General features: G+C 63.9%; 23 protein-coding genes. 22 read left to right on the top strand and 1 reads right to left on the bottom strand.

The features are described 5' to 3' along the window. Nucleotides 1-10 precede the first annotated feature (10 nt). The 6 genes from JQ575_RS05605 to JQ575_RS05580 are packed head-to-tail and all read left to right on the top strand — an operon-like array spanning nt 11 to nt 1,612. Entirely contained in the window at nt 11-241 is a 231-nt protein-coding gene (locus JQ575_RS05605; RefSeq protein WP_212032256.1) for a hypothetical protein, read from the top strand. Nucleotide 242: 1 nt separating this feature from the next. After that, nucleotides 243-530: a hypothetical protein gene (locus tag JQ575_RS05600; protein WP_212032255.1), complete on the top strand. Its 288-nt coding sequence runs from the start codon at nt 243-245 to the stop codon at nt 528-530. Further along, entirely contained in the window at nt 527-751 is a 225-nt protein-coding gene (locus tag JQ575_RS05595; RefSeq protein ID WP_212032254.1) for a hypothetical protein, read from the top strand. The genes JQ575_RS05600 and JQ575_RS05595 overlap by 4 nt, the downstream gene beginning before the upstream one ends. Beyond that, nucleotides 748-975: a hypothetical protein gene (locus JQ575_RS05590; protein ID WP_212032253.1), complete on the top strand. Its 228-nt coding sequence runs from the start codon at nt 748-750 to the stop codon at nt 973-975. The genes JQ575_RS05595 and JQ575_RS05590 overlap by 4 nt, the downstream gene beginning before the upstream one ends. Beyond that, complete coding sequence (locus JQ575_RS05585; RefSeq protein ID WP_212032252.1) at nt 960-1,235, top strand: hypothetical protein; 276 nt, start codon at nt 960-962, stop codon at nt 1,233-1,235. Before JQ575_RS05590 ends, JQ575_RS05585 begins: the two co-directional genes overlap by 16 nt. Next, nucleotides 1,232-1,612 (top strand): hypothetical protein, encoded by a 381-nt coding sequence (locus JQ575_RS05580; RefSeq protein WP_212032251.1) that lies wholly within the window; start codon nt 1,232-1,234, stop codon nt 1,610-1,612. Before JQ575_RS05585 ends, JQ575_RS05580 begins: the two co-directional genes overlap by 4 nt. An 8-nt stretch (nt 1,613-1,620) precedes the next feature. On the opposite strand, the gene JQ575_RS05575 is transcribed toward JQ575_RS05580, so the two are convergent. After that, nucleotides 1,621-1,836, bottom strand: a complete 216-nt coding sequence (locus JQ575_RS05575; RefSeq protein WP_212032250.1) for a hypothetical protein — start codon at nt 1,834-1,836, stop codon at nt 1,621-1,623. A gap of 199 nt (nt 1,837-2,035) precedes the next feature. Between JQ575_RS05575 and JQ575_RS05570 the strand changes: the two genes are divergently transcribed. The 16 genes from JQ575_RS05570 to JQ575_RS05495 all read left to right on the top strand — a co-directional run bounded on the left by JQ575_RS05570 (nt 2,036) and on the right by JQ575_RS05495 (nt 17,532). Next, a complete protein-coding gene (locus tag JQ575_RS05570) occupies nt 2,036-2,407 on the top strand; it encodes a hypothetical protein (RefSeq protein WP_212032249.1) in 372 nt (123 codons plus the stop codon). After that, complete coding sequence (locus JQ575_RS05565; RefSeq protein ID WP_212032248.1) at nt 2,385-4,259, top strand: ParB N-terminal domain-containing protein; 1,875 nt, start codon at nt 2,385-2,387, stop codon at nt 4,257-4,259. Before JQ575_RS05570 ends, JQ575_RS05565 begins: the two co-directional genes overlap by 23 nt. Before the next feature lie 26 nt (nt 4,260-4,285). Then, a complete protein-coding gene (locus JQ575_RS05560; RefSeq protein ID WP_212032247.1) occupies nt 4,286-4,552 on the top strand; it encodes a hypothetical protein in 267 nt (88 codons plus the stop codon). Beyond that, nucleotides 4,549-4,890, top strand: a complete 342-nt coding sequence (locus JQ575_RS05555; protein ID WP_212032246.1) for a DUF4031 domain-containing protein — start codon at nt 4,549-4,551, stop codon at nt 4,888-4,890. Before JQ575_RS05560 ends, JQ575_RS05555 begins: the two co-directional genes overlap by 4 nt. Next, nucleotides 4,887-5,192 carry a hypothetical protein gene (locus JQ575_RS05550; RefSeq protein WP_212032245.1) on the top strand — a complete coding sequence of 102 codons (306 nt, stop codon included), beginning with the start codon at nt 4,887-4,889 and terminating at the stop codon, nt 5,190-5,192. The genes JQ575_RS05555 and JQ575_RS05550 overlap by 4 nt, the downstream gene beginning before the upstream one ends. After that, a complete protein-coding gene (locus JQ575_RS05545; protein WP_212032244.1) occupies nt 5,189-6,379 on the top strand; it encodes a CHC2 zinc finger domain-containing protein in 1,191 nt (396 codons plus the stop codon). The genes JQ575_RS05550 and JQ575_RS05545 overlap by 4 nt, the downstream gene beginning before the upstream one ends. Then, nucleotides 6,376-8,505, top strand: coding sequence for a phage/plasmid primase, P4 family (locus JQ575_RS05540; RefSeq protein WP_212032243.1), 2,130 nt, complete (start codon nt 6,376-6,378; stop codon nt 8,503-8,505). The genes JQ575_RS05545 and JQ575_RS05540 overlap by 4 nt, the downstream gene beginning before the upstream one ends. 384 nt (nt 8,506-8,889) lie before the next feature. Next, nucleotides 8,890-9,483: a transcription termination/antitermination protein NusG gene (locus JQ575_RS05535; RefSeq protein WP_212032242.1), complete on the top strand. Its 594-nt coding sequence runs from the start codon at nt 8,890-8,892 to the stop codon at nt 9,481-9,483. A 24-nt stretch (nt 9,484-9,507) separates the two neighbouring features. After that, the gene (locus JQ575_RS05530; RefSeq protein WP_212032241.1) at nt 9,508-9,756 is read left to right on the top strand and encodes a hypothetical protein; all 249 of its coding nucleotides are present in this window, start codon (nt 9,508-9,510) and stop codon (nt 9,754-9,756) included. A gap of 356 nt (nt 9,757-10,112) precedes the next feature. Continuing rightward, the gene (locus JQ575_RS05525) at nt 10,113-10,769 is read left to right on the top strand and encodes a hypothetical protein (RefSeq protein ID WP_212032240.1); all 657 of its coding nucleotides are present in this window, start codon (nt 10,113-10,115) and stop codon (nt 10,767-10,769) included. Beyond that, complete coding sequence (locus JQ575_RS05520; RefSeq protein ID WP_212032239.1) at nt 10,769-12,727, top strand: phage terminase large subunit family protein; 1,959 nt, start codon at nt 10,769-10,771, stop codon at nt 12,725-12,727. Before JQ575_RS05525 ends, JQ575_RS05520 begins: the two co-directional genes overlap by 1 nt. Nucleotides 12,728-12,734: 7 nt before the next feature. Beyond that, nucleotides 12,735-12,965 carry a gpW family head-tail joining protein gene (gene gpW, locus JQ575_RS05515; RefSeq protein WP_212032238.1) on the top strand — a complete coding sequence of 77 codons (231 nt, stop codon included), beginning with the start codon at nt 12,735-12,737 and terminating at the stop codon, nt 12,963-12,965. 12 nt (nt 12,966-12,977) lie between these two features. Continuing rightward, a complete protein-coding gene (locus JQ575_RS05510; protein WP_212032237.1) occupies nt 12,978-14,609 on the top strand; it encodes a phage portal protein in 1,632 nt (543 codons plus the stop codon). Beyond that, nucleotides 14,606-15,931 carry a S49 family peptidase gene (locus tag JQ575_RS05505; RefSeq protein ID WP_212032236.1) on the top strand — a complete coding sequence of 442 codons (1,326 nt, stop codon included), beginning with the start codon at nt 14,606-14,608 and terminating at the stop codon, nt 15,929-15,931. Before JQ575_RS05510 ends, JQ575_RS05505 begins: the two co-directional genes overlap by 4 nt. Before the next feature lie 82 nt (nt 15,932-16,013). Further along, complete coding sequence (locus tag JQ575_RS05500) at nt 16,014-16,394, top strand: head decoration protein (RefSeq protein WP_212032235.1); 381 nt, start codon at nt 16,014-16,016, stop codon at nt 16,392-16,394. A 106-nt stretch (nt 16,395-16,500) separates the two neighbouring features. Continuing rightward, nucleotides 16,501-17,532: a major capsid protein gene (locus JQ575_RS05495; protein WP_212032234.1), complete on the top strand. Its 1,032-nt coding sequence runs from the start codon at nt 16,501-16,503 to the stop codon at nt 17,530-17,532. The last annotated feature ends 13 nt before the right edge of the window (nt 17,533-17,545 follow it).

The following is a 17,545-nucleotide window of genomic DNA, read 5'->3' as shown; positions in this document are numbered from 1 at the left end:
GGGTAGCAGCATGACGGGGGCGTTGGAAAGCACCAGCTCGCCGCCAGCCGTTGCGCTGGACGACCGCTCGACGTCGATCCACTGGGCCCGCAGCCTGTCGTCCCGCGACAACCTGCTCTTCATCTTCCGCAACGGCATCAAGATCGCGGAGTGCTGGAACCGCGAGACGGCCGATCTGCTGGTGACGGCGTTGCGGCAGCTATCTGACTGTCAGCGGCCCAACCCAACCGAAGGAACGTAACATGCCGAAATATCGAAAAAAGCCGGTCGTGATAGATGCAACACAATGGTTTCCGGGTGTGTCGCACGCCGGCGTGCAAGAGGACCGCGACAAGTTGCTCGCGCAGTTCTTTACGCCGACGCAAGGCTCCGCGATGGCCGACCTGCCGGCGTACTACGTGACGACAATCCACGAGCAGCGCGCGTACCTGGTGCCGGGCGACTGGATATTGCCGGAGCCTAAGGAAGGCCGGTTCTATCCGTGCAAGCCGGACATTTTTGCAGCGACATACGAGCCTGTCGACGCATGAGCGAGCCGGTCTTCATCAGGCAGAAAACAGGACTTGTCACCAGCGACGAGCGTCGCCGCTGGTTGGAATGCTGCGTTGATGAGGCCCATGAGGCCGGTGCGACTTTTCTCCGATGTAGCCACCATCCGGAGCAGCCAGACACGCTGTTGCTGGAGGGATGGCAGGATCGGCCAGACGACCAAGGCGAGCCGCGTTTTCAGCGGCCGGAGGGCGAGCGATGACCGAGGCAATCCGCATCTATCTGCCCTGGCTGCTGTCGGCCATCACGATTTGGATGACGCTGCTGGCGGGCAATCTGCATCGCAACGCTTGGCTGGTCGGCCTTGGAAATCAGCTCTTGTGGCTGATCTGGATCGTCGTGACCGGCACATGGGGACTGATCCCGCTCAACGTTGCGCTCTGGATCGTGTACGGGCGCAACCATCTGAAATGGGCACGCCGATGACCGACGAAAACCGACAATCACCGGCGGAAACCGTGTCGCACAAGACCTATGGGCGGTCGGAGAGCCGCGAGCAGTGCTCGGCCTGCGCCGGCACGGGAAAGACCAACCGAGCAGCAAAAGCTGGCTCTCCGGATCGCGTGCGGAAGCAATATTTCGCGCACTGCGGCGAATGCATGGGCCTCGGCTACCACGTCATCGTCGGCAAGCTGATGCCGATCGAGCAGCTAAACACGTTGCAGCGGCCGGAGGGCGGCCAATGATCGGATTGGCGTTGCACCTGCAGGAGCTCGCCGATCGCTGCAAAACGATCGGTCGCGCCGATCGCATTCTCGATTGGATGATACACGCCGCCGCTGATCAGCCGGACACGCATTTGCCGGCGGCATATACCGCCTCGATGGACGCGGCGATGACGCTGTTTCCGCAAGGGCTGCAGTTTATCGAGATGAATTTGAGCTGGGACACGGTGGGCTGCTGGCCGGCTGTAGGCGTCCGCTGGTATCCGCCGGACCATGACGGAAAGAACTGGCACGCGTGCGTGTCGAGCGGCGCGACTAGCGCGCTGGCGCTCTGCAACGCCGCCCTGACGATCCGGTCCCGGCAGCTAATCAAGTCTCAGCGGCCGGAGGGCAAATGATGTCCCGATCAGTCGACGAGCTCATGCGTTCCTCGCAATACCCCTACGATCACATCGACGGCTTGTTGGAGACGAAGAGCATTCGATGGGGAGGCAAGAACGGTGACGGTGAACCCCAGCTCTGCATGCCGGTGCACGGTGAGATATGCAGCCATTCCGAGCCGGTGTTGGATGAGAATTTTCAATTCAGCCTCGTCGACCTTGATCTTTTCGACATGTGCCAATTGGGCATCCTCCCGGAGCTAACGTCTCTTTCAGGTCGCGACGGTCCTAGGATGCCGCAAGTCGGCCTAGGCCAGCAACAGCTATCCGACACTAAGCGGCTGGAGGGCAAATGAACTGGTTGCTTGGCATCGCGGCGGCGATCGTTGCCATCAAGCTGTTCGCGCCGATCGGCGCCGGTGTTGCGTGGTGGGTGTTCTGATGCAGCCCGCAGCACGTCATCGCCTCGCTAGCCGCCGCGCCCACGAAACCGTGGCGATCGAGCACGAAGGCCAGCGCTACAAGGTCGGCCTCGGCCGTGAGTTGGTGTGTGGCGAACGCGGCCTGGTCGGGCCGATCGTGGAGATCTTCCTCAACGCCCAGAAGGTCAACACGCAGGCCGACGTACTGGCCAGCGACGGCGCCATCCTGATGTCGATGCTGCTGCAGTACGGCTGCCCGCCGGTCGATATTGCCCATGCCATGAAGCGCAACCCGGACGGCTCGCCGGCATCGCCGCTCGGCCGGGCGGCGGCTTTCCTCATTGAACACACAACCAAGGGAGATGACCATGGATCTGCAGGTCCCGCTTAATCGACTGAAGTTCGGCCAGGACGACGGCGCCGGCATCAACGCTCGCGTCGCCGGCCGGCAGGACGGCATCGCCGAACTCGCCGCCAATCTGCACGTGCACGGGCAAATCGAAAACCTGATCGTAAAGGACGCGGGGGAGGGGTTCTATTCGGTCGCCAACGGCAACCGGCGCCTGGCTGCGTTCCACATGCTCTATACGGAATCCTCGGAGCGACCCATCAACTGCACGCTGCATGATGTCGACGAAGCCAAGGCGTTCGAATTCTCGCTGGCGACGGCCGTCACCGCCAAGCAGCTGCACCCGGTCGACCAGTACGAGGCCTTCGTTCGTTTGCGTGATCGCCAGGACAAGAGCGTCGAGGAAATCGCCAAACAGTACGGGATGAGCGATCGTGAGGTCGAGCAAGCATTGGCGCTGGGCCATCTTTCGCCGACTATCCGCGACCTCTGGCGCAAGGGCGAGATCAAGACCGACGTCGCCAAGGCGTTCACGCTGGCGCCGGACCACAAGGCGCAAGAGGATATCCTGGCCGTGTTCGCCGAGCGAAGCGGTGGGATTGCCGGCATTGAGGATTACGACGTCAAGCAGTCCCTGAAGATCGGCGACGATGACAGCGGCCCGCTGGTCGAGTTCGTCGGCATCGATGCCTATGTCGCGCGCGGTGGCAAGGTCACGCGCGACCTGTTCGGCACCGACCACCAGGTCAGCGACCCCAAGCTGGTCAAGGCGATGGCGGCCGAGCGTTTGAAGGCCGAATGCGCCAAGCTGGTCGAGTCCGGCTGGAGCTTTGCGGTTACCGCCGACAGCGTCCGCAACACCCGCTATGACTACACGCGTCTGAAGGTTGAGGTCGCGCCGACCCCGGAAGAAGTAAAGGCGCTGGCCGATCTCAATGCGATCTTCAATCCGGAGAGCGACGTCGCCGCCGGGTATTATGGCTGCGACAGCTTCGCCGAGCTGACCGGTGTCCAGCAAAAGGCATATCTGGCGTACCAGGGCCTCGAGCGCGCGATCGAGCTTCGCAGCTACACGCCGAAGATGATGGCCAGTGCTGGATGCTTCGTCAAAATCGACGGCGATGGGTTCCTGGAGATCGAGTTCGGGCATGTCAAGCCCAAACAGAAGGAGGCCGCCGCCGCCGTCGTCAAGGAAGAGCGCAAAGAGCAGAAGAAAGCCGCGGCTAAAACCGCTGCGTCCGAAGGCAAGCCGGCGCCCGAATCCAAGGTGCTCTCGAACGCCCTGCAGCAGCGGTTGTCGTCCCAGCTCATCGGCGCCACGCGCGACGCGATCGCCACCGAGCCGCAGCTCGTGAACTCGCCGATGTTCGAGGCGCTGGCGAAGATCATCTGCTCGATGATCGATCCCGATCGGCCGTTCCATATGCCGGACGCCGTTCGGACCAAGCTGCCCACCATCCGCCAGACGCTCAACGCCGGCGTGTTCAATCAGGCGATCGCAAAACGATTCGACGCTGAGGACTACTTCGCATCGGCGCCGAAGGGATTTGTTCTCAAAGCGATCGTTGAGGCCATCAACCAGGACGAAGCCCGCAAGGTATCGACTAAGCCCAAGGCCGACATCGCAAAGTTCGCCATCGCCAATTTGGGCAAGACCGGCTGGCTGCCGAAGGAGCTGCGCAGCGTGCACTACAAGGGGCCCGGCAGCGAGGGCTACAAGCGCCCGGCGCCGATGGCGGTCCCTGCAGCGCCAGCGCCGGAAAAGCCCGCCAGCACCGCCGACAAGGTGAGGGCGGCCAAGGCAGAGCGCGAGACCAAGAAAAACGATCTGCAGATGAAGCGCGCTGCGGCGACCAAGGCAACGGCGAAGAAGACGTCGGTGAAAAAGCGCTGACAACATCTCCAACCGGGACGCATCACATGGGCGGGGAATTGCATGACGGCGTGGTGGCGTTTCAGCCGGCCGCGCTCGGCCGTGAGACGATCATGCTCGGCCGCGTCCAGGTCGGGGAGATCATGCCGAGCGGCGAAAGTGGCCGCCGGGCGTGTTTCCGCCTCACGCTTCCGGAGTCCAGCGCCACCAGCTGGCGGCCGGCAAGCGACATGACCGAAGCGCGGCGCTTGGCTGCGACCAAGATCAATGACTGGCTCAATGCCGCAGGCCTGCGGCCGGATGGTGCAGCATGACCGTTTATGTCGACGACGTTCAGCACAAGTTCCGTCACATGACGATGTGCCACATGTGGGCCGATACCCTCGACGAGCTGCTCGGCATGGCCCGGCGCATCGGCGTGCAGGCGAAATGGCTGCAGCAGCCGCCCAAAGCCTCCTGGGTCCACTTCGATATCTCGCTCGGCAAGAAGGATCTCGCACGCAAGTACGGTGCCGTGCTCACTGACAAGTTCGGGCCCGTCGAGTTTTTGGCGAAGCGGGACGTCGCGAGCGGCGATCCGGAGCGCGTCAAGTATGGCACGGCGAAGCTGGCACAGGTCGAAGCCGCGCGCGCATTGAGGGCATCGGCATGATTCCTCCCGGCAAAACCACGCTATTCAGGATGCAGACCGCAGCTTACCTCGAGGCCCAGCGCATCGAAATCAGCCAGGACGGGGCCGTCAAGCTCGGCTGGCGCACAGAACCGCTGCCTGACCAGGTGCGCCTGCGCGACGACTTCGCCGGCATAGTAGGTCTGATCGATGCCATCATGAGCGACAAGATGGTGATGGATCGGCTGCAGGAGCGGATGGCGGTGCCGGCGCCGAATGCAGCGGAGCATGCGCAGGCCTCTGGCGATGTCACAGTCGACGCTGACGAGGTCGCTGCCGAATGAGCCGGCTTACAACCCACGACCTCGACGACATCAAGGCCCGCAATCCGCTCGCTGATATCGCGGGCGGATATGTCAAGCTGCGGCGGATGGGCAAGCGCCTGGTCGGGCCCTGCCCGGTCTGCGGCGGCCGTGCGACCTCGCAGCGCTTCGAGATCCTCGAGGACGGCGACAGCTGGGTCTGCGCGGTGTGTCCCGACGGCGGCGACGTCATCCACCTGGTGATGAAGGTCGAGGGCTGCGACTTCAAGGCCGCGATCGAGCGTCTCGGCGGCCAGCGTGAGATCGACGCTGCCGCCTCCAAAAAGCTGTACGAGGCCCGTGAGAAAAAGCGACTCGAGCGGGAAAAGAAATCCGACGATTTCCGCGAGGCCGAACGCAAGCGGCTCTGGAAAGCCTGGCAGAACGCAGGCGAGATCCACGGGACCCTGGCCGCTCGTTACCTCGAGGGCCGCGGCCTCGTGCTGCCGGCGGCCTGCCCGGGCCTGCGCTTCCTCGCAGCTGCGCCATACTTCCACGGGGAGCAGCTCGACGATCGCGGCCGCAAATCGCCGATCGTGTTGCACAAGGGACCGGCGATGCTCGCCGCCTTTATCCGCCCCGACGGAAAGTTCGGTGGGCTGCATACCACATGGCTGAACGTCGCTACGTCACCTGATGACGTAAAGCCGCCGGGCAAGGTCGAACTGCACGACCCGGAGACGGGCGAACTGCTGAACTCGAAGAAAATGCGGGGCTCCAAGGCCGGCGCGCACATCGCGATCGCACTGACCAAGGATCCTAAGCGCCTGGTGGTCGGCGAGGGGATCGAGACCGTGCTGGCTGTGTGGACCTCATTCCACAATGCTGGCCGCGTGCTCGACGATACCGCCTTCTGGGCCGCCGGCGATCTCGGCAACATGGCCGGCCGATCGGCCAAGACTGTCCCACACCCAACGCTGAAGCGACCGAACGGCCGCGCCATCAGCGTGCCCAACGATCAGCCCGACCCGGATGATCCCGGCCTTTCAATTCCGGACAGCGTCGAGGAACTGATCCTGCTCGGCGATGGCGACAGCGAACCGGTGCTGACGCGCTTTGCGATGCTGCGCGCGGCGCGGCGTTACTCCCGGCCGGGCCGCACAATCCGGATTGCGTTTGCACCGGCGGGGCGGGATTTCAACGATGTGCTGCGCGAGGATCGGTTTTGACGATTGAAGCCGTGCTCGATCTGATCGACCAGGCGCCGGCCTTCGCCGAGCCGCAGCCGCTGTCGGCCGAGGAATTGCGCCGTGCAGGCCTCGCCGCACTCGATCAGGCGATTGAGCTGCTCAAGGCCGCCGAGGGCGATGCACGGACCACCGTGCTGCAGGAGGTTGCCACGGAGGCCGGCAGCATCATCGGTGCCGGCGCCGTCAACGAACCCTTTGCAAAGGCCCTGCTCGAGCACGCGGCCGCCGGCGCCGGCCTCATCAAGGCGATCGGCGCCAAGGCCGTGAAGTCCGCGATCGCGGCCGCGCTGAAGGTCGGCAAAAAGACCCCGCGCGATTTCAGCGCTCACATCATGAGTCAGTCGCGCCCCGGCGAAGCCGGGAATAGCGCGGCTGTCCATATTCTTTCTTCCCCTTCCGCTGCAGACCCCGCGCCGCCTTCCGCGTCTCCCTTTTCGTCGCCGTCCCCCGCGCCCCCCGCAGCAGGGGGCGAATCGGCAAGCTCCCAAACGGGAGCTGCGCCGGATGCTGATGCTGCATGGGGGGCAGGGGGCGAGTCTCCGGATGCACCTGAAGACGAAGACGCGCTGAACCGGCGGCTGGCGTTCTATCCGCACACCGACCTTGGCAACGCCGAACGCTTCCGCGAGCGCTGGAAGGGTAAGCTGCTGTGGTGCCCGGCCCTGGGCTGGCTCGCATGGGACGGAAAGCGCTGGAGCCCCGATGGCGCTGATGACCTGGTCAAAATCGCCGAGCACAAGACGGTGCGGGCCATCCAGGATGAAGCCGAGTTGGTGCGGGAAAGCGGCCGCAACGATATCGACGATCCGGAGCGCGGCGCCTGCGATTTCGTCGTTGAGGTCAAGCGGGACGATACCGTCGTGCTGTTTTCCGACAAGATCGCCCGGTGGGGGCGTGCCTCGGAGGCACTGAACAAGCTTGGCGCGCTGTCAAAACGCGGCGCGCCGTATTTTGCGATCGGTATCGACAAGCTCGACGCCGACAAGATGAAGATCAACGTCAACAACGGTACGCTGTCGGTCGCACGCAAGAGTGATGGCGACTATGTGAGCTTCCTGCCGCACAATCCGGCGGACCTGATCACAAAAATATCGCCGGTCGACTACCTGCCGGCGGCGCTCTGTCCGGAATACGACAAGTTTCTGGCGCGGGTACAGCCGTCGGAAGACATGCGGCGCTGGCTGCATCAATGGCTTGGGCTATCGATGACGGGCGACGTATCGGAACAGATACTCGCGTTCCTCTACGGCAAGGGCGGCAACGGCAAATCGGTGCTGATCGATGCCGTCAGCTATGTTGCCGGCGACTATGGCGAGACGGTTCCGATCGAGACGTTCCTCGACCACGGCAAATCGCGCAGCGCCGGACAGGCCACGCCGGATCTCGCCATTCTGCCAGGTGTGCGCATGCTGCGGACATCGGAGCCGGAGAAAAACTCGAAACTCGCCGAGGCGATGGTCAAGCTGGTCACCGGCGGCGAGCCGATCCAGGCGCGCCATCTCAACCGCGACTTCTTCAAGTTCTATCCGCAGTTCAAGCTGACGATCTCCGGCAATTACCGGCCGACGATCTCCGGTGCCGATGAGGGCATCTGGCGCCGACTGCGGCTGGTGCCGTTCGATGTCACCATCCCGAAGGAAGAGCGCGACATCCATCTCGCCGACAAGCTGCGCAGCGAAGCCAGCGGCATCCTGAACCGGCTGCTCGATGGCCTTCGCCTATGGTGCGACAAGCGCCTGATCGAGCCTGAGGACGTCGCCAAGGCCACGGCAGAGTATCGCAGCGACAGTGACGCGTTCGGTCGTTTCGCGGCCATGTGTCTCTCGGCCGCGCCGGGAGAGCGGGTGCAGTCGAGCGTTCTGTACGCGGTCTATGACGCATGGTGCAAATCATCGGTTGAGAAAGCCTGGAGCGCGCGCGGGCTGTCGATGGCGATGAAGGAACGTGGCTACCACTCCAAACAATCAAACGTGATGTGGTGGATCGACGTGAAGCTGATCCGCGATGCGGGCGATTTTGTCGACGCGCAGGGCCATCCTCGCGTGATGACCGGAGAGAATGACGGCAACGGAGGGGTCGAACAAGCGGGTGACCGCGAGTTCTAATCCTCCCATCCTCCCATTTCTGGGAGCTTGCCGTAGTCGGTAACTTGTTGAGTTGTTTGCGCTTGGGAGCTTACGGGAGGAATGGGAGCTTTTTCTATATCTACATATGTGCGCGGGCGCGCGGGCACATGTTTCACAATAGAAATAAGCTCCCATTCCTCCCATTCCTCCCAAGGTGTTTGTAAAACCCTTGTGTCCCAATGGTTTCTTGAGTTGGGAGGATATTTTGAGAGCAATCGCAAGCTCCCATCCATCCTCCCAGTCGCTGCGGCACAGCGATTTGAAAAAAAGCGGTTCGCAATCGGTACCGCTTTTTTGAGCAAAACCCCCGGCCTTCCATCCGGGTTCGATTTTACAAGCGAGAGGGGAAAGCGATGCGGAGGAATGACGACGCTACCCAAGGCGTTCTCGCCGGAAGTGCTGGCGGAGCTGGCAAGGCCATTTGTGACGTTCGATCATCGCAATGCCGAGATGCAGGGCAATCTGGCGGCGACGTGGCATGTGATCGAGACCTATGCGAACGCCGATCGGTCTGTTGCCGAGGATCTGTCGTCTCGACGCTTCGGCATCTATCTGCCGGAAGAGGCGAGAACCGAAATCAAGCGCGGGCGGAAGGTCGATATCATCAGGCCAATGTTCCCGGGCTATCTGTTCGTTTTCGTGTGGTTGACCGATCAAAACTATACCCGGATCAGGTCGACGCCCGGTGTGCTGCAGTTTCTCGCATGTGAGGGAAGGCCTTTGGTGATCAGCGACGCTCTGGTTGACGTGGTGCGCGCCGTTGAGAACGGACAGCGTCCGGTGTGGCGGCCACGCAAGGCGCGAGGATATCGGAAGCAGAAGACCAACGACGACGATGTGGTTGTCTCCGCTCATCCACTGACTGAATTCCAGGATCGGTTGATGAGGCTTGACTCAAAGATACGGAATCAGACACTGCGTAAGGCCTTGGGCCTCTCGCTAGTACCGTCCCCATGATCGGGGAGTGCAGGAACGGAGGTGGTGGACCGAAGCGGATACGCCGCTTCACCAGCCCTCAATGTGCCCAAAGCAGAATACCCAGAGCGCGCTATCCGACATGCGCGGCAGAAAGAAAAACGGTTGCTGGAGCGGATAGCTGGCACCTACCTGAAGCCCGGACACGGCAACGTGCCGGGCTTTTGTGTGCATAGGGTGCAGGCCCTGTGGAAGGGCATGAACGCGACGATCACAACGATCATCAATCAACATTGGGAGTTGGTCATGAAGTAAGCGCTTCATCAGACCGTGACAGTCTCAAGGCCCGGCATGCCCCTATCGCGGCGCATGTGGGCCTTTGTCGTTTCTAAGTGCATAGGTGTGCGGTCGTTGTGCTGGGTAGCCCAACGGTCGCTGCCCTCCTTGGGCGTTTCCTCCCTTTGACTGGGCCGCCAGCTTCCGGGCCGGCGGCCCGCCTTTCTTGGATCGAAGGGGGTGGCGTCAACGGGTCCTTCCCCAGCGAAATGCAATGCGGTGGGGCGAAGAGCTTGGGGTCTCCAGCCGATCTGCGATCTTCGATCCTTAAGTGAAGGCTTAAAACTGCACTTAAGAGCAACCTTAACGCGGGGTGGAACCTTGGTTCCGATGTGATGTCGCAGGTTGTCTCAAAGGCCGCGTTTGCAAGGCTGAAGAACGTCTCGGCGGCGCGGGTGTCGCAGTGGATATCGGGCGGCAAGATCAACGGCGCGGCACTGGTCGGCGAGGGCCGCAACGCTCAGATCGACGTCACCATCGCCGACCAGCAGCTGCGCGAGCGGCTCGACATCGGCCAGCGCGTCGGCAACGGCCTCGCCACCAGGCTCGGCGATACGCCGGAAGCCTCGCCCGAGATGCCGCTGGCTGTGGCACCACCTGCTGCGCCCGCCGCGGCGGCGCCGGCAACCGACAAGTTTGAGGAAGCGTTCAAGCGCGAGCGCCTCGAGGCGCTGCAGCGTGAGAACCGCAAGCGGGCCGAGGAGGAAGCGGCCCGCGCCGGTCGCTACGTCGACGCCCAGGCGGCCAGCGCGCAAATGGCCAAGATCGCAGGCAAGACCATGACCATGATCGACGGCAGTCTGCCGGAAATCGCCTCGGCGCTGGCGGCGAAATTCTCGCTGCCGCAGCGCGATGTGCTGCACGCCTTGCGCGCCGAATTCCGCGGCCTGCGTCAGCAAGCGGCGGATTCGCTGCGCACCGAGGCGGCCGGGCTGCCTGCGATCGTCGAGACCGAGCTCGCCAGCGACACCGACGAACTGGTTCTGGCCTGATGGGTATCAACCTGGCCAACGCCGAGCGCCTTGCCATGCTGGCGATGGCCAGTGCGATCGAGCCGTCGCCGCTGATCGACTATCTCGGCTGGGCCGTCGACAACGTAGTGATCGAGGAGGGCTCTTTCCGCGGACCCTACAACCGCGGCCGCTTTCCGTATTTCGACGAAATCCTGCGCGCGCTGTCGCCCGCTGATCCCTGCCGCTTCGTCACGTTGCTGGGCTCGGCGCAGGTCGGCAAGACCACGATCGCCAACGTGTTCACCTGCGGCACCATGGCGCTCGGCAAGGGCACGTTCCTCTACGCGCACCCGACCGAGGACAACGCCAGCCGCTGGTCGAAGATCAAGCTGGCGTCGATGACGCGGGCGATGCCGGCGCTGCGGGCCGATTTTCCGCAGCGCTCGCGCGACGGCGCCGATGCGGTGCTGTTCAAGGAACGCCGCGACGGCAATTTCAGGCTGCTGATCTTCGGTGCCAACTCGCCGGCCTCGCTGTCGCAGGTCACCGTCGATTTCCAGGTGCAGGACGATCTCGCGAAATGGGATCTGAACGCCGCGGGCGATCCGGAATCGCAGGCCGACAACCGCTCGCGCGCGGTCGAATTCGCCAAGGTTCTGAAGATCTCGACGCCGCTGGTAATGCCGGGTTGCCGCATCACAAAGAACTTCGAGGCCGGCAGCCAAGAATATCCCTATGTGCCGTGTCCCCATTGCGATCACTACCAGGTGCTCGAATGGGAAAACATGCTGGCGAGCCTCGACCCCGAAAAGCCGGAGGCCGCGTGCTTCTCGTGCGTCGCCTGCGGCGTCACGATCGAGGAGCATCACCGCCCGCAGATGCTGGCCCGGTTCGAGTGGCGTGCCCACAACGCGCGCGCCAAGCGTGAGCACCGCAGTTTCTGGATCTGGTCGGCCTATTCGTACCTGCAGAGCTTCGAGCGGATCGCGCGCGAATATCTGAAGTACAAGGGCGACCAGGCCGGCGAGAAAACCTTCGCCAATGACACCACCGGCAAACCGTACCACGCGCTAGGCGAGGCGCCGCCCTGGGAAAAGCTGCGCGACCGCGCCGCCGCCTCGAGCTATCCGCGCGGCAAGATCCCGCCGGGCGCGCTTCTGATCTTCCTCGGCATCGACTGCCAGGGCGATCGCGTCGAGTGGCACCTGGTCGGCTTCGGTCGGAACTACCGCCGCTTCGTCGTCGATTACGGCATCGTGCGCGGCCACATCAGCGAGAAGGGCGCGCAGGAAACGCTCGGCGCGCTGCTGCAGCAGACCTGGCTCAATGCCAGCGGTCACGCGCTTTCCGCCGATATGGCCGCGATCGACGGCAACGCCTGGACCGAGGACGTCTGGAGTTTTGCGAAAAAGTTTCCGCGCTCGAAGCTGATCATGGTCCGCGGCTCGAACCGCGACGAGGCACCGCGCTTCATCCGGGTGCGCCGCGAGACCAACGAGAAGACCGGCAAGCTGCTGCGCTACGCCTCGCGGTTCTACAACTTCAACGCCTCGATCATGAAGATGGGGTTTTACCGCGATCTGGCCAAGGACGATCCGCTCGCCGACGGCTATGTCAGTTTCCCGCAAGGCCTCGACGACGAATATTTCCGCCAGCTGACTGCCGAGCGGCGCACGCCGGAAAAACGCCACGGCTTCACGGTCTATCGCTGGACCAAGGACGCGGCGCAGGCCAACGAGGCGCTCGACACCATGAACCAGGCCGAGGCCGCCTCGATCCGGTTCGGCGTCCGCGGCATGCCCGACCAGGTCTGGACCAACTACGAACTCGAGCGCGAGACCGCGATCGCACCAATGCAGGGCGATCTCGAAGATCTTCTGACCGCGCCACAAGCATCGCCGGCGGCACCCGCCGCGGCCGTGCCGGCAAAGCGGCCGGCGCCGGCGCCGAAACCCGCCGCGCCGCGGATCATCGTCAGCGACGATCCCTATCTGTGAGGCCACGATGACCGACACCACGACGCTGCGCACCTGGCTGACGCAGGCCGAGGCTGCCCGCCACAAACTGGTCACCGGCTCCAAGGTCGAGCGGTTGCAGCACGGCGACACCTCGACCCAGTTCACGCCGGCCAATCTTGCCGACCTCGACAGCTACATCGCCTCGCTGAAATCGCAGCTTGCGGGCGCCAACGCCGCGCCGACGCAGGTGCGCCGTCCGATCAATTTCGTCTACTGAGGCCAGCGCAACATGGAATCGTCCGAGGTGCTGCCTAACCCGTTCCAGTCGTCGTCTGGCGCTGTGACGGTTCGCGCGTCGACGTCGATGTCGGTCCGTCCCGAGATTGAGACCGCGCACGCCGCGGCCTCGCTCGGCGCGCGCGACATGGCGAGCTGGGCGCCGATGCGGCTGTCGCCGGATGCCGCGATGCTCGGCGAGCTCGACACCATGGTCGCGCGCTCCGACGACCTGGCGCGCAACAACGGCATTGCGGCGGGCGCCGAGCGCACCCTGGTCGACAACGTCGTCGGCCCGCGGCTGATGTGCAAGCCGACGCCGGACCGCGTCGCGCTGAAAAAGCCGGTCGGCTGGTCCGATGAATGGGGCCTCGAGGTCGAGTCGCTGTGGTCGAGTTTCGCCGACACCACCTGGTTCGACGCCGCCGACCGGCTGTCGTTTCACGGCCAGACCCGGCTCGCCTATCGCACCATCGCCTCCGCCGGCGAGGTGCTGGCGCTGCCGCTGTGGCTGACCAAGAACAACTCGCGCTGGAATACCTGCCTGCAGCTGGTCGATCCTGCGCGGCTGTCGAACCCGCAGGGGCGCGCCGATACCGCGACCTTGCGCAACGGCGTCGAGATCGACCGCTATGGCGCGCCGGTCGCCTACAACATCCGCAAGACGCATCCCGGCGATCTGTTCTCGTTCGGCCTGTCCTCGTTCGGCGCGGGCGAGTGGGAGCGGATCCCGGCCTATCTGCCGTTCGGCCGCAAGCGGGTGATTCACCTGTTCGACGCCGAGCGCATCGGTCAGAACCGCGGCAAGCCGATCGTCGCCGCGGTGACGCGGATGTTCAATTCGTTCGACAAGCTGATGCTGGAGAAGCTGCGCGTCGCCGTGCTCGACGCGATGATCTTCGCCGCGATCGAGACGCCGCTCGACCAGGAGAGCATGGCCGAACTGGTAGGCGGCGACAAGCGCGCCAGTTTCGAAGCCGAGCTCAAGGAATGGCGCATCCAGATGCGCGGCGGCACCATGGTGCCGCTGCCGCCTGGCACCAAGATGAGCGCGTTCACGCCGGCCCGCGGAACCAGCGAGCTGGAGTCGTTTGCGACCTTGATGCTGCGCCACATCGCGGCGGGCATGAACATGCCCTATGAGCTGGTGTTCAAGGATTTTTCCAAGACCAACTATTCCAGCGCGCGCGCCGCGCTGCTCGAAGGCTGGCGCTATTTCTCCGGCTGCCGCCAGTTCATGATCGAGGGCTGGGCGACGCCGGTTTACGAGCTCTGGTTTGAAGAGGCCGTCAACGCTGGCGATATCCCGGACTGCACGCCGGCGGATTTCTACAAGAACCGCGTGGCCTGGACCAAGGCCAAATGGATCGGCGCCGGCCGCGGCTGGATCGACCCGGTCAAGGAAGCGACCGCGGCGCAGCTGCGCATGCAGATGGGGATCTCGACGCTCGAGGACGAATGCGCCGAGCAGGGCCGAGACTGGCGCCAGACCATCGAGCAGCTCGCCCGCGAGCAGGCCTACATGCGCGAGCATAACGTTGTGCTCAATCCGGTGAAGGTGGTGCAGGTCGCCGCCGACCAGAACGAGCAGGATCAGGACCAGAACCAGCAGGACCAGAACCAGCAGCAGGACGCCGCCGCATGAACAATCCATTGCTTGCTCGCTTTGCGGATGTACCGGCGCTGATCGACCCGCGCGCCGGCAGCCGCTTTGAGGCTGACCTCTCTGCCATCCTGCAGCACCCGCGCGCGCATGAATTGATGGCGGCGGCCGAATTCAGCGCGAGCGACAATTTCTGGTTCGCGCCGGATGACTGGCGCAGCATGTATCGACCCTACGTCGTGGTGGATGGGATTCTGCAGATCCCGGTCAAGGGCGTGTTGCTCTATGACTTTCCCTGGGCGTTGGGATCGTATGCGACGGGGTATGCCTACATCGCGCGCGCCCTCGAGCGCGGCCTTGCCGACGGCAACGTGCGCGGCATTGCGTTGATCGTTTATTCCTATGGCGGGCAGGGCGATGGATGTTTCGACCTCTCCAACAAGATCTATGCCGGGCGGGCGATCAAGCCGATCAAGGCGTTTGCGCAGATGGCCTATTCGGCCGGATATGCCGTCGCCAGCGCGGCGAAGGTGATCACCGGGTCGAGCAATGCCGGGATCGGCTCTATCGGCGTGGTGATGACGCACCTGGACGTCAGCCGCGCGATGGAAGAGCACGGCATGAAGATTACCTTCGTGCACTTCGGCAAGCACAAGGTCGACGGCAACGCCTACCAGCCGCTGCCCGATGGAGTGAAGGCGCGCTGGCAATCGTGGTGCGACGAAACAGGCGAGCAGTTCTGCGCCCTGGTTGCTCGCAACCGCGGCATCGATATCGCCGTTGTCCGTGCCACGGAAGCCGAATGCTACCACGCCAGCGAAGCGCTCGACCTGAAGCTGATCGATGCGATCGCGCCGCTCGACGATGCTGTAACTGCGTTTTCACCCGAACTGTCCGATCCGGACGATGACGAAGAAGGAGATCCTCAAATGTCGACTGCTGCTTCAGTACCCCCGGCCGGGCAGGCCGCCGCGACCGCTACGCTGGATACCGCGCGCTCCGAGGGCCACGCTGCCGGCAAGCTGGAAGGCGCCAAGGAAGGCACCAGCGCCGAGCGCACCCGGATCTCGGCGATCCTTTCCTCGGACGAAGCCAAGGACAAATCCGATCTCGCCAACCATCTGGCGTTCTCGACCGACATGACCGCCGACGCCGCCAAGGGGATCCTCGCCAAGGCGCCGGCGCAGGCCGCGGCCGCCGCACAGGTCAACCCGCTCGCGGCCGCGATGGCGGGCGTGACCAATCCCGATGTCGGCGCCGACGCCAACGCCGGCGCGCAGACCGATGAGCAGAAGGCCGCCGCGATGGCGTCCGCGATCGTCGGTGCCTATCGCGGCGAGCCTGCCAAGGCTGCTGCCAAGTAACGGTGTAAAGCCGCGCGGCGCCGGCGTTTCAGTCTCGGCCGTCGTTTCTTTCAATCTCTCTAACGCAAAAAGGAGCGCGCCCATGGTGGCCGCATTTACGAGTGAAGGTTCGCTTTCGTCCCAGGACGCGCTGGTGCTTGGTCCGACCACCTCTCGCCAGATCACGCTGGAGGCCGGCAATCTGATCCGCGGCGCCGTGCTCGGTCAGCACGAGGAAGGCTCGGACTCCGATCCCGGCGGCGGCTATATCCTCAGCGTTGCCGCGGCCAGCGACGGCTCGCAGACGCCGAAGGTGATCCTGGCCGAGGATTGCGATGCCTCCGGCGGCGCCAAGACTACGGTCGCCTATTTTGCCGGCACCTTCAACGAGGAGCAGCTGTCGTTCGGCGCCGGCCACGACAAGTACTCGGTGCGGGAGTCGCTGCGCGACGTCGGCATCAACCTGCAGAACGCGATCACCTGATTCCTAAGTCGAGTAGGGCGCCGGGCCGATCACGGCCTGGCGGAATACGCGCATCGCATCCCGCGCGGCGTGGCACCGTTCAAACATCATCAACAGGAGTCCTCAAATGGACATCTTTTCGTCCGCGGTGCTTAACCGCGTGGTGCAGGATCTCAAATCGACGGTTCGGCCGCCGTTCCTGCTCAATCGCTATTTCGGCGAGGTTTCGGTCTCGACGCAGGAGAAGATTTTCTTCGACGTGCTGACCGGCAAGCCGCGCTTGGCGCCATTCTGCTCGCCCCTGGTCGAGGGTCAGATCGTCCAGTCGCAGGGCTACCAGACCAACAGCTTCGCGCCGGCGTACATCAAGGACAAGCGCGTCTTCGAGGACGGCAAGCCGGTGCGCCGCCGTGCCGGCCAGCCGATCTATGGCGCGCTCGATCCGATGACCAATCGCCAGCTCGCGATCGCCCAGGAATCCGAAGACCAGCTCGGTATGCTGCAGCGGCGCATGGAATGGATGGCCGCCGAGGTGCTGCGCACCGGCAAGGTGACTGTTTCGGGCGAAAAGTACCCGACAACGGTGGTCGATTTTGGCCGCGACGCGTCGCTGACCGTGGTGCTGTCGGGCGGCGCGAAATGGGACCAGGGATCGGCGACGCCGCTCGCCGACCTCGAATCCTGGGCCGGCCTGGTGCGCACCAAGTCGGGCGCCTCGCCGATCGACGTCATCATGGCGCAGAACGTCTGGAATCTGTTCCGCGAATTCGACGAGGTGAAGGATCTGTTGAGCTCGCAGCTCAATCTGAGCTCGCGCACTTCGATCGATGTCGGGCCCGACGCCGCAAAACTCGGGTTTACCGACAAGGGCACGGTCGGCGACTACCACATCTGGATCTATCACGACCAGTATGTCGACGAGGACGGCGTCACGCAGGACTTCCTGCCCGACGACTATATCCTGATGCCGGCGGCGACGCTGGAGGGCGTGCAGCACTACGGCGCCATCAAGGACGAGGCCGCGGGCATGCAGGCGCTGGATTATTTCTCCAAGTCCTGGACCCAGCCGGATCCCGCAGTGCGCTTCCTGATGCTGCAGTCGGCGCCGCTGGTGGTGCCGTACCGCGTCAACGCCACGCTGTCCGTCAAGGTCAAGTAAGGCCCGCACGGGC

The sequence above is a fragment of the Bradyrhizobium sp. JYMT SZCCT0428 genome (genome assembly GCF_018131075.1).
Taxonomy (GTDB): Bacteria; Pseudomonadota; Alphaproteobacteria; order Rhizobiales; family Xanthobacteraceae; genus Bradyrhizobium.
The sequence above is the reverse complement of the archived record's forward strand: the minus strand, read 5'-3'. Positions and strand labels throughout refer to the sequence as shown.

Excerpts from the sequence above, each read along its gene's own strand:
- JQ575_RS05565 (WP_212032248.1), top strand. The coding sequence starts at position 2,385 with ATGGATCTGCAGGTCCCGCTTAATCGACTGAAGTTCGGCCAGGACGAC.
- JQ575_RS05510 (WP_212032237.1), top strand. The coding sequence starts at position 12,978 with ATGGAATCGTCCGAGGTGCTGCCTAACCCGTTCCAGTCGTCGTCTGGC.
- JQ575_RS05500 (WP_212032235.1), top strand. The coding sequence starts at position 16,014 with ATGGTGGCCGCATTTACGAGTGAAGGTTCGCTTTCGTCCCAGGACGCG.
- JQ575_RS05550 (WP_212032245.1), top strand. The coding sequence starts at position 4,887 with ATGATTCCTCCCGGCAAAACCACGCTATTCAGGATGCAGACCGCAGCT.
- JQ575_RS05560 (WP_212032247.1), top strand. The coding sequence starts at position 4,286 with ATGGGCGGGGAATTGCATGACGGCGTGGTGGCGTTTCAGCCGGCCGCG.
- JQ575_RS05590 (WP_212032253.1), top strand. The coding sequence starts at position 748 with ATGACCGAGGCAATCCGCATCTATCTGCCCTGGCTGCTGTCGGCCATC.
- JQ575_RS05495 (WP_212032234.1), top strand. The coding sequence starts at position 16,501 with ATGGACATCTTTTCGTCCGCGGTGCTTAACCGCGTGGTGCAGGATCTC.
- JQ575_RS05535 (WP_212032242.1), top strand. The coding sequence starts at position 8,890 with ATGACGACGCTACCCAAGGCGTTCTCGCCGGAAGTGCTGGCGGAGCTG.
- JQ575_RS05520 (WP_212032239.1), top strand. The coding sequence starts at position 10,769 with ATGGGTATCAACCTGGCCAACGCCGAGCGCCTTGCCATGCTGGCGATG.
- JQ575_RS05525 (WP_212032240.1), top strand. The coding sequence starts at position 10,113 with ATGTCGCAGGTTGTCTCAAAGGCCGCGTTTGCAAGGCTGAAGAACGTC.
- JQ575_RS05585 (WP_212032252.1), top strand. The coding sequence starts at position 960 with ATGGGCACGCCGATGACCGACGAAAACCGACAATCACCGGCGGAAACC.
- JQ575_RS05545 (WP_212032244.1), top strand. The coding sequence starts at position 5,189 with ATGAGCCGGCTTACAACCCACGACCTCGACGACATCAAGGCCCGCAAT.
- JQ575_RS05595 (WP_212032254.1), top strand. The coding sequence starts at position 527 with ATGAGCGAGCCGGTCTTCATCAGGCAGAAAACAGGACTTGTCACCAGC.
- JQ575_RS05570 (WP_212032249.1), top strand. The coding sequence starts at position 2,036 with ATGCAGCCCGCAGCACGTCATCGCCTCGCTAGCCGCCGCGCCCACGAA.
- gpW (WP_212032238.1), top strand. The coding sequence starts at position 12,735 with ATGACCGACACCACGACGCTGCGCACCTGGCTGACGCAGGCCGAGGCT.
- JQ575_RS05505 (WP_212032236.1), top strand. The coding sequence starts at position 14,606 with ATGAACAATCCATTGCTTGCTCGCTTTGCGGATGTACCGGCGCTGATC.
- JQ575_RS05580 (WP_212032251.1), top strand. The coding sequence starts at position 1,232 with ATGATCGGATTGGCGTTGCACCTGCAGGAGCTCGCCGATCGCTGCAAA.
- JQ575_RS05600 (WP_212032255.1), top strand. The coding sequence starts at position 243 with ATGCCGAAATATCGAAAAAAGCCGGTCGTGATAGATGCAACACAATGG.
- JQ575_RS05555 (WP_212032246.1), top strand. The coding sequence starts at position 4,549 with ATGACCGTTTATGTCGACGACGTTCAGCACAAGTTCCGTCACATGACG.
- JQ575_RS05605 (WP_212032256.1), top strand. The coding sequence starts at position 11 with ATGACGGGGGCGTTGGAAAGCACCAGCTCGCCGCCAGCCGTTGCGCTG.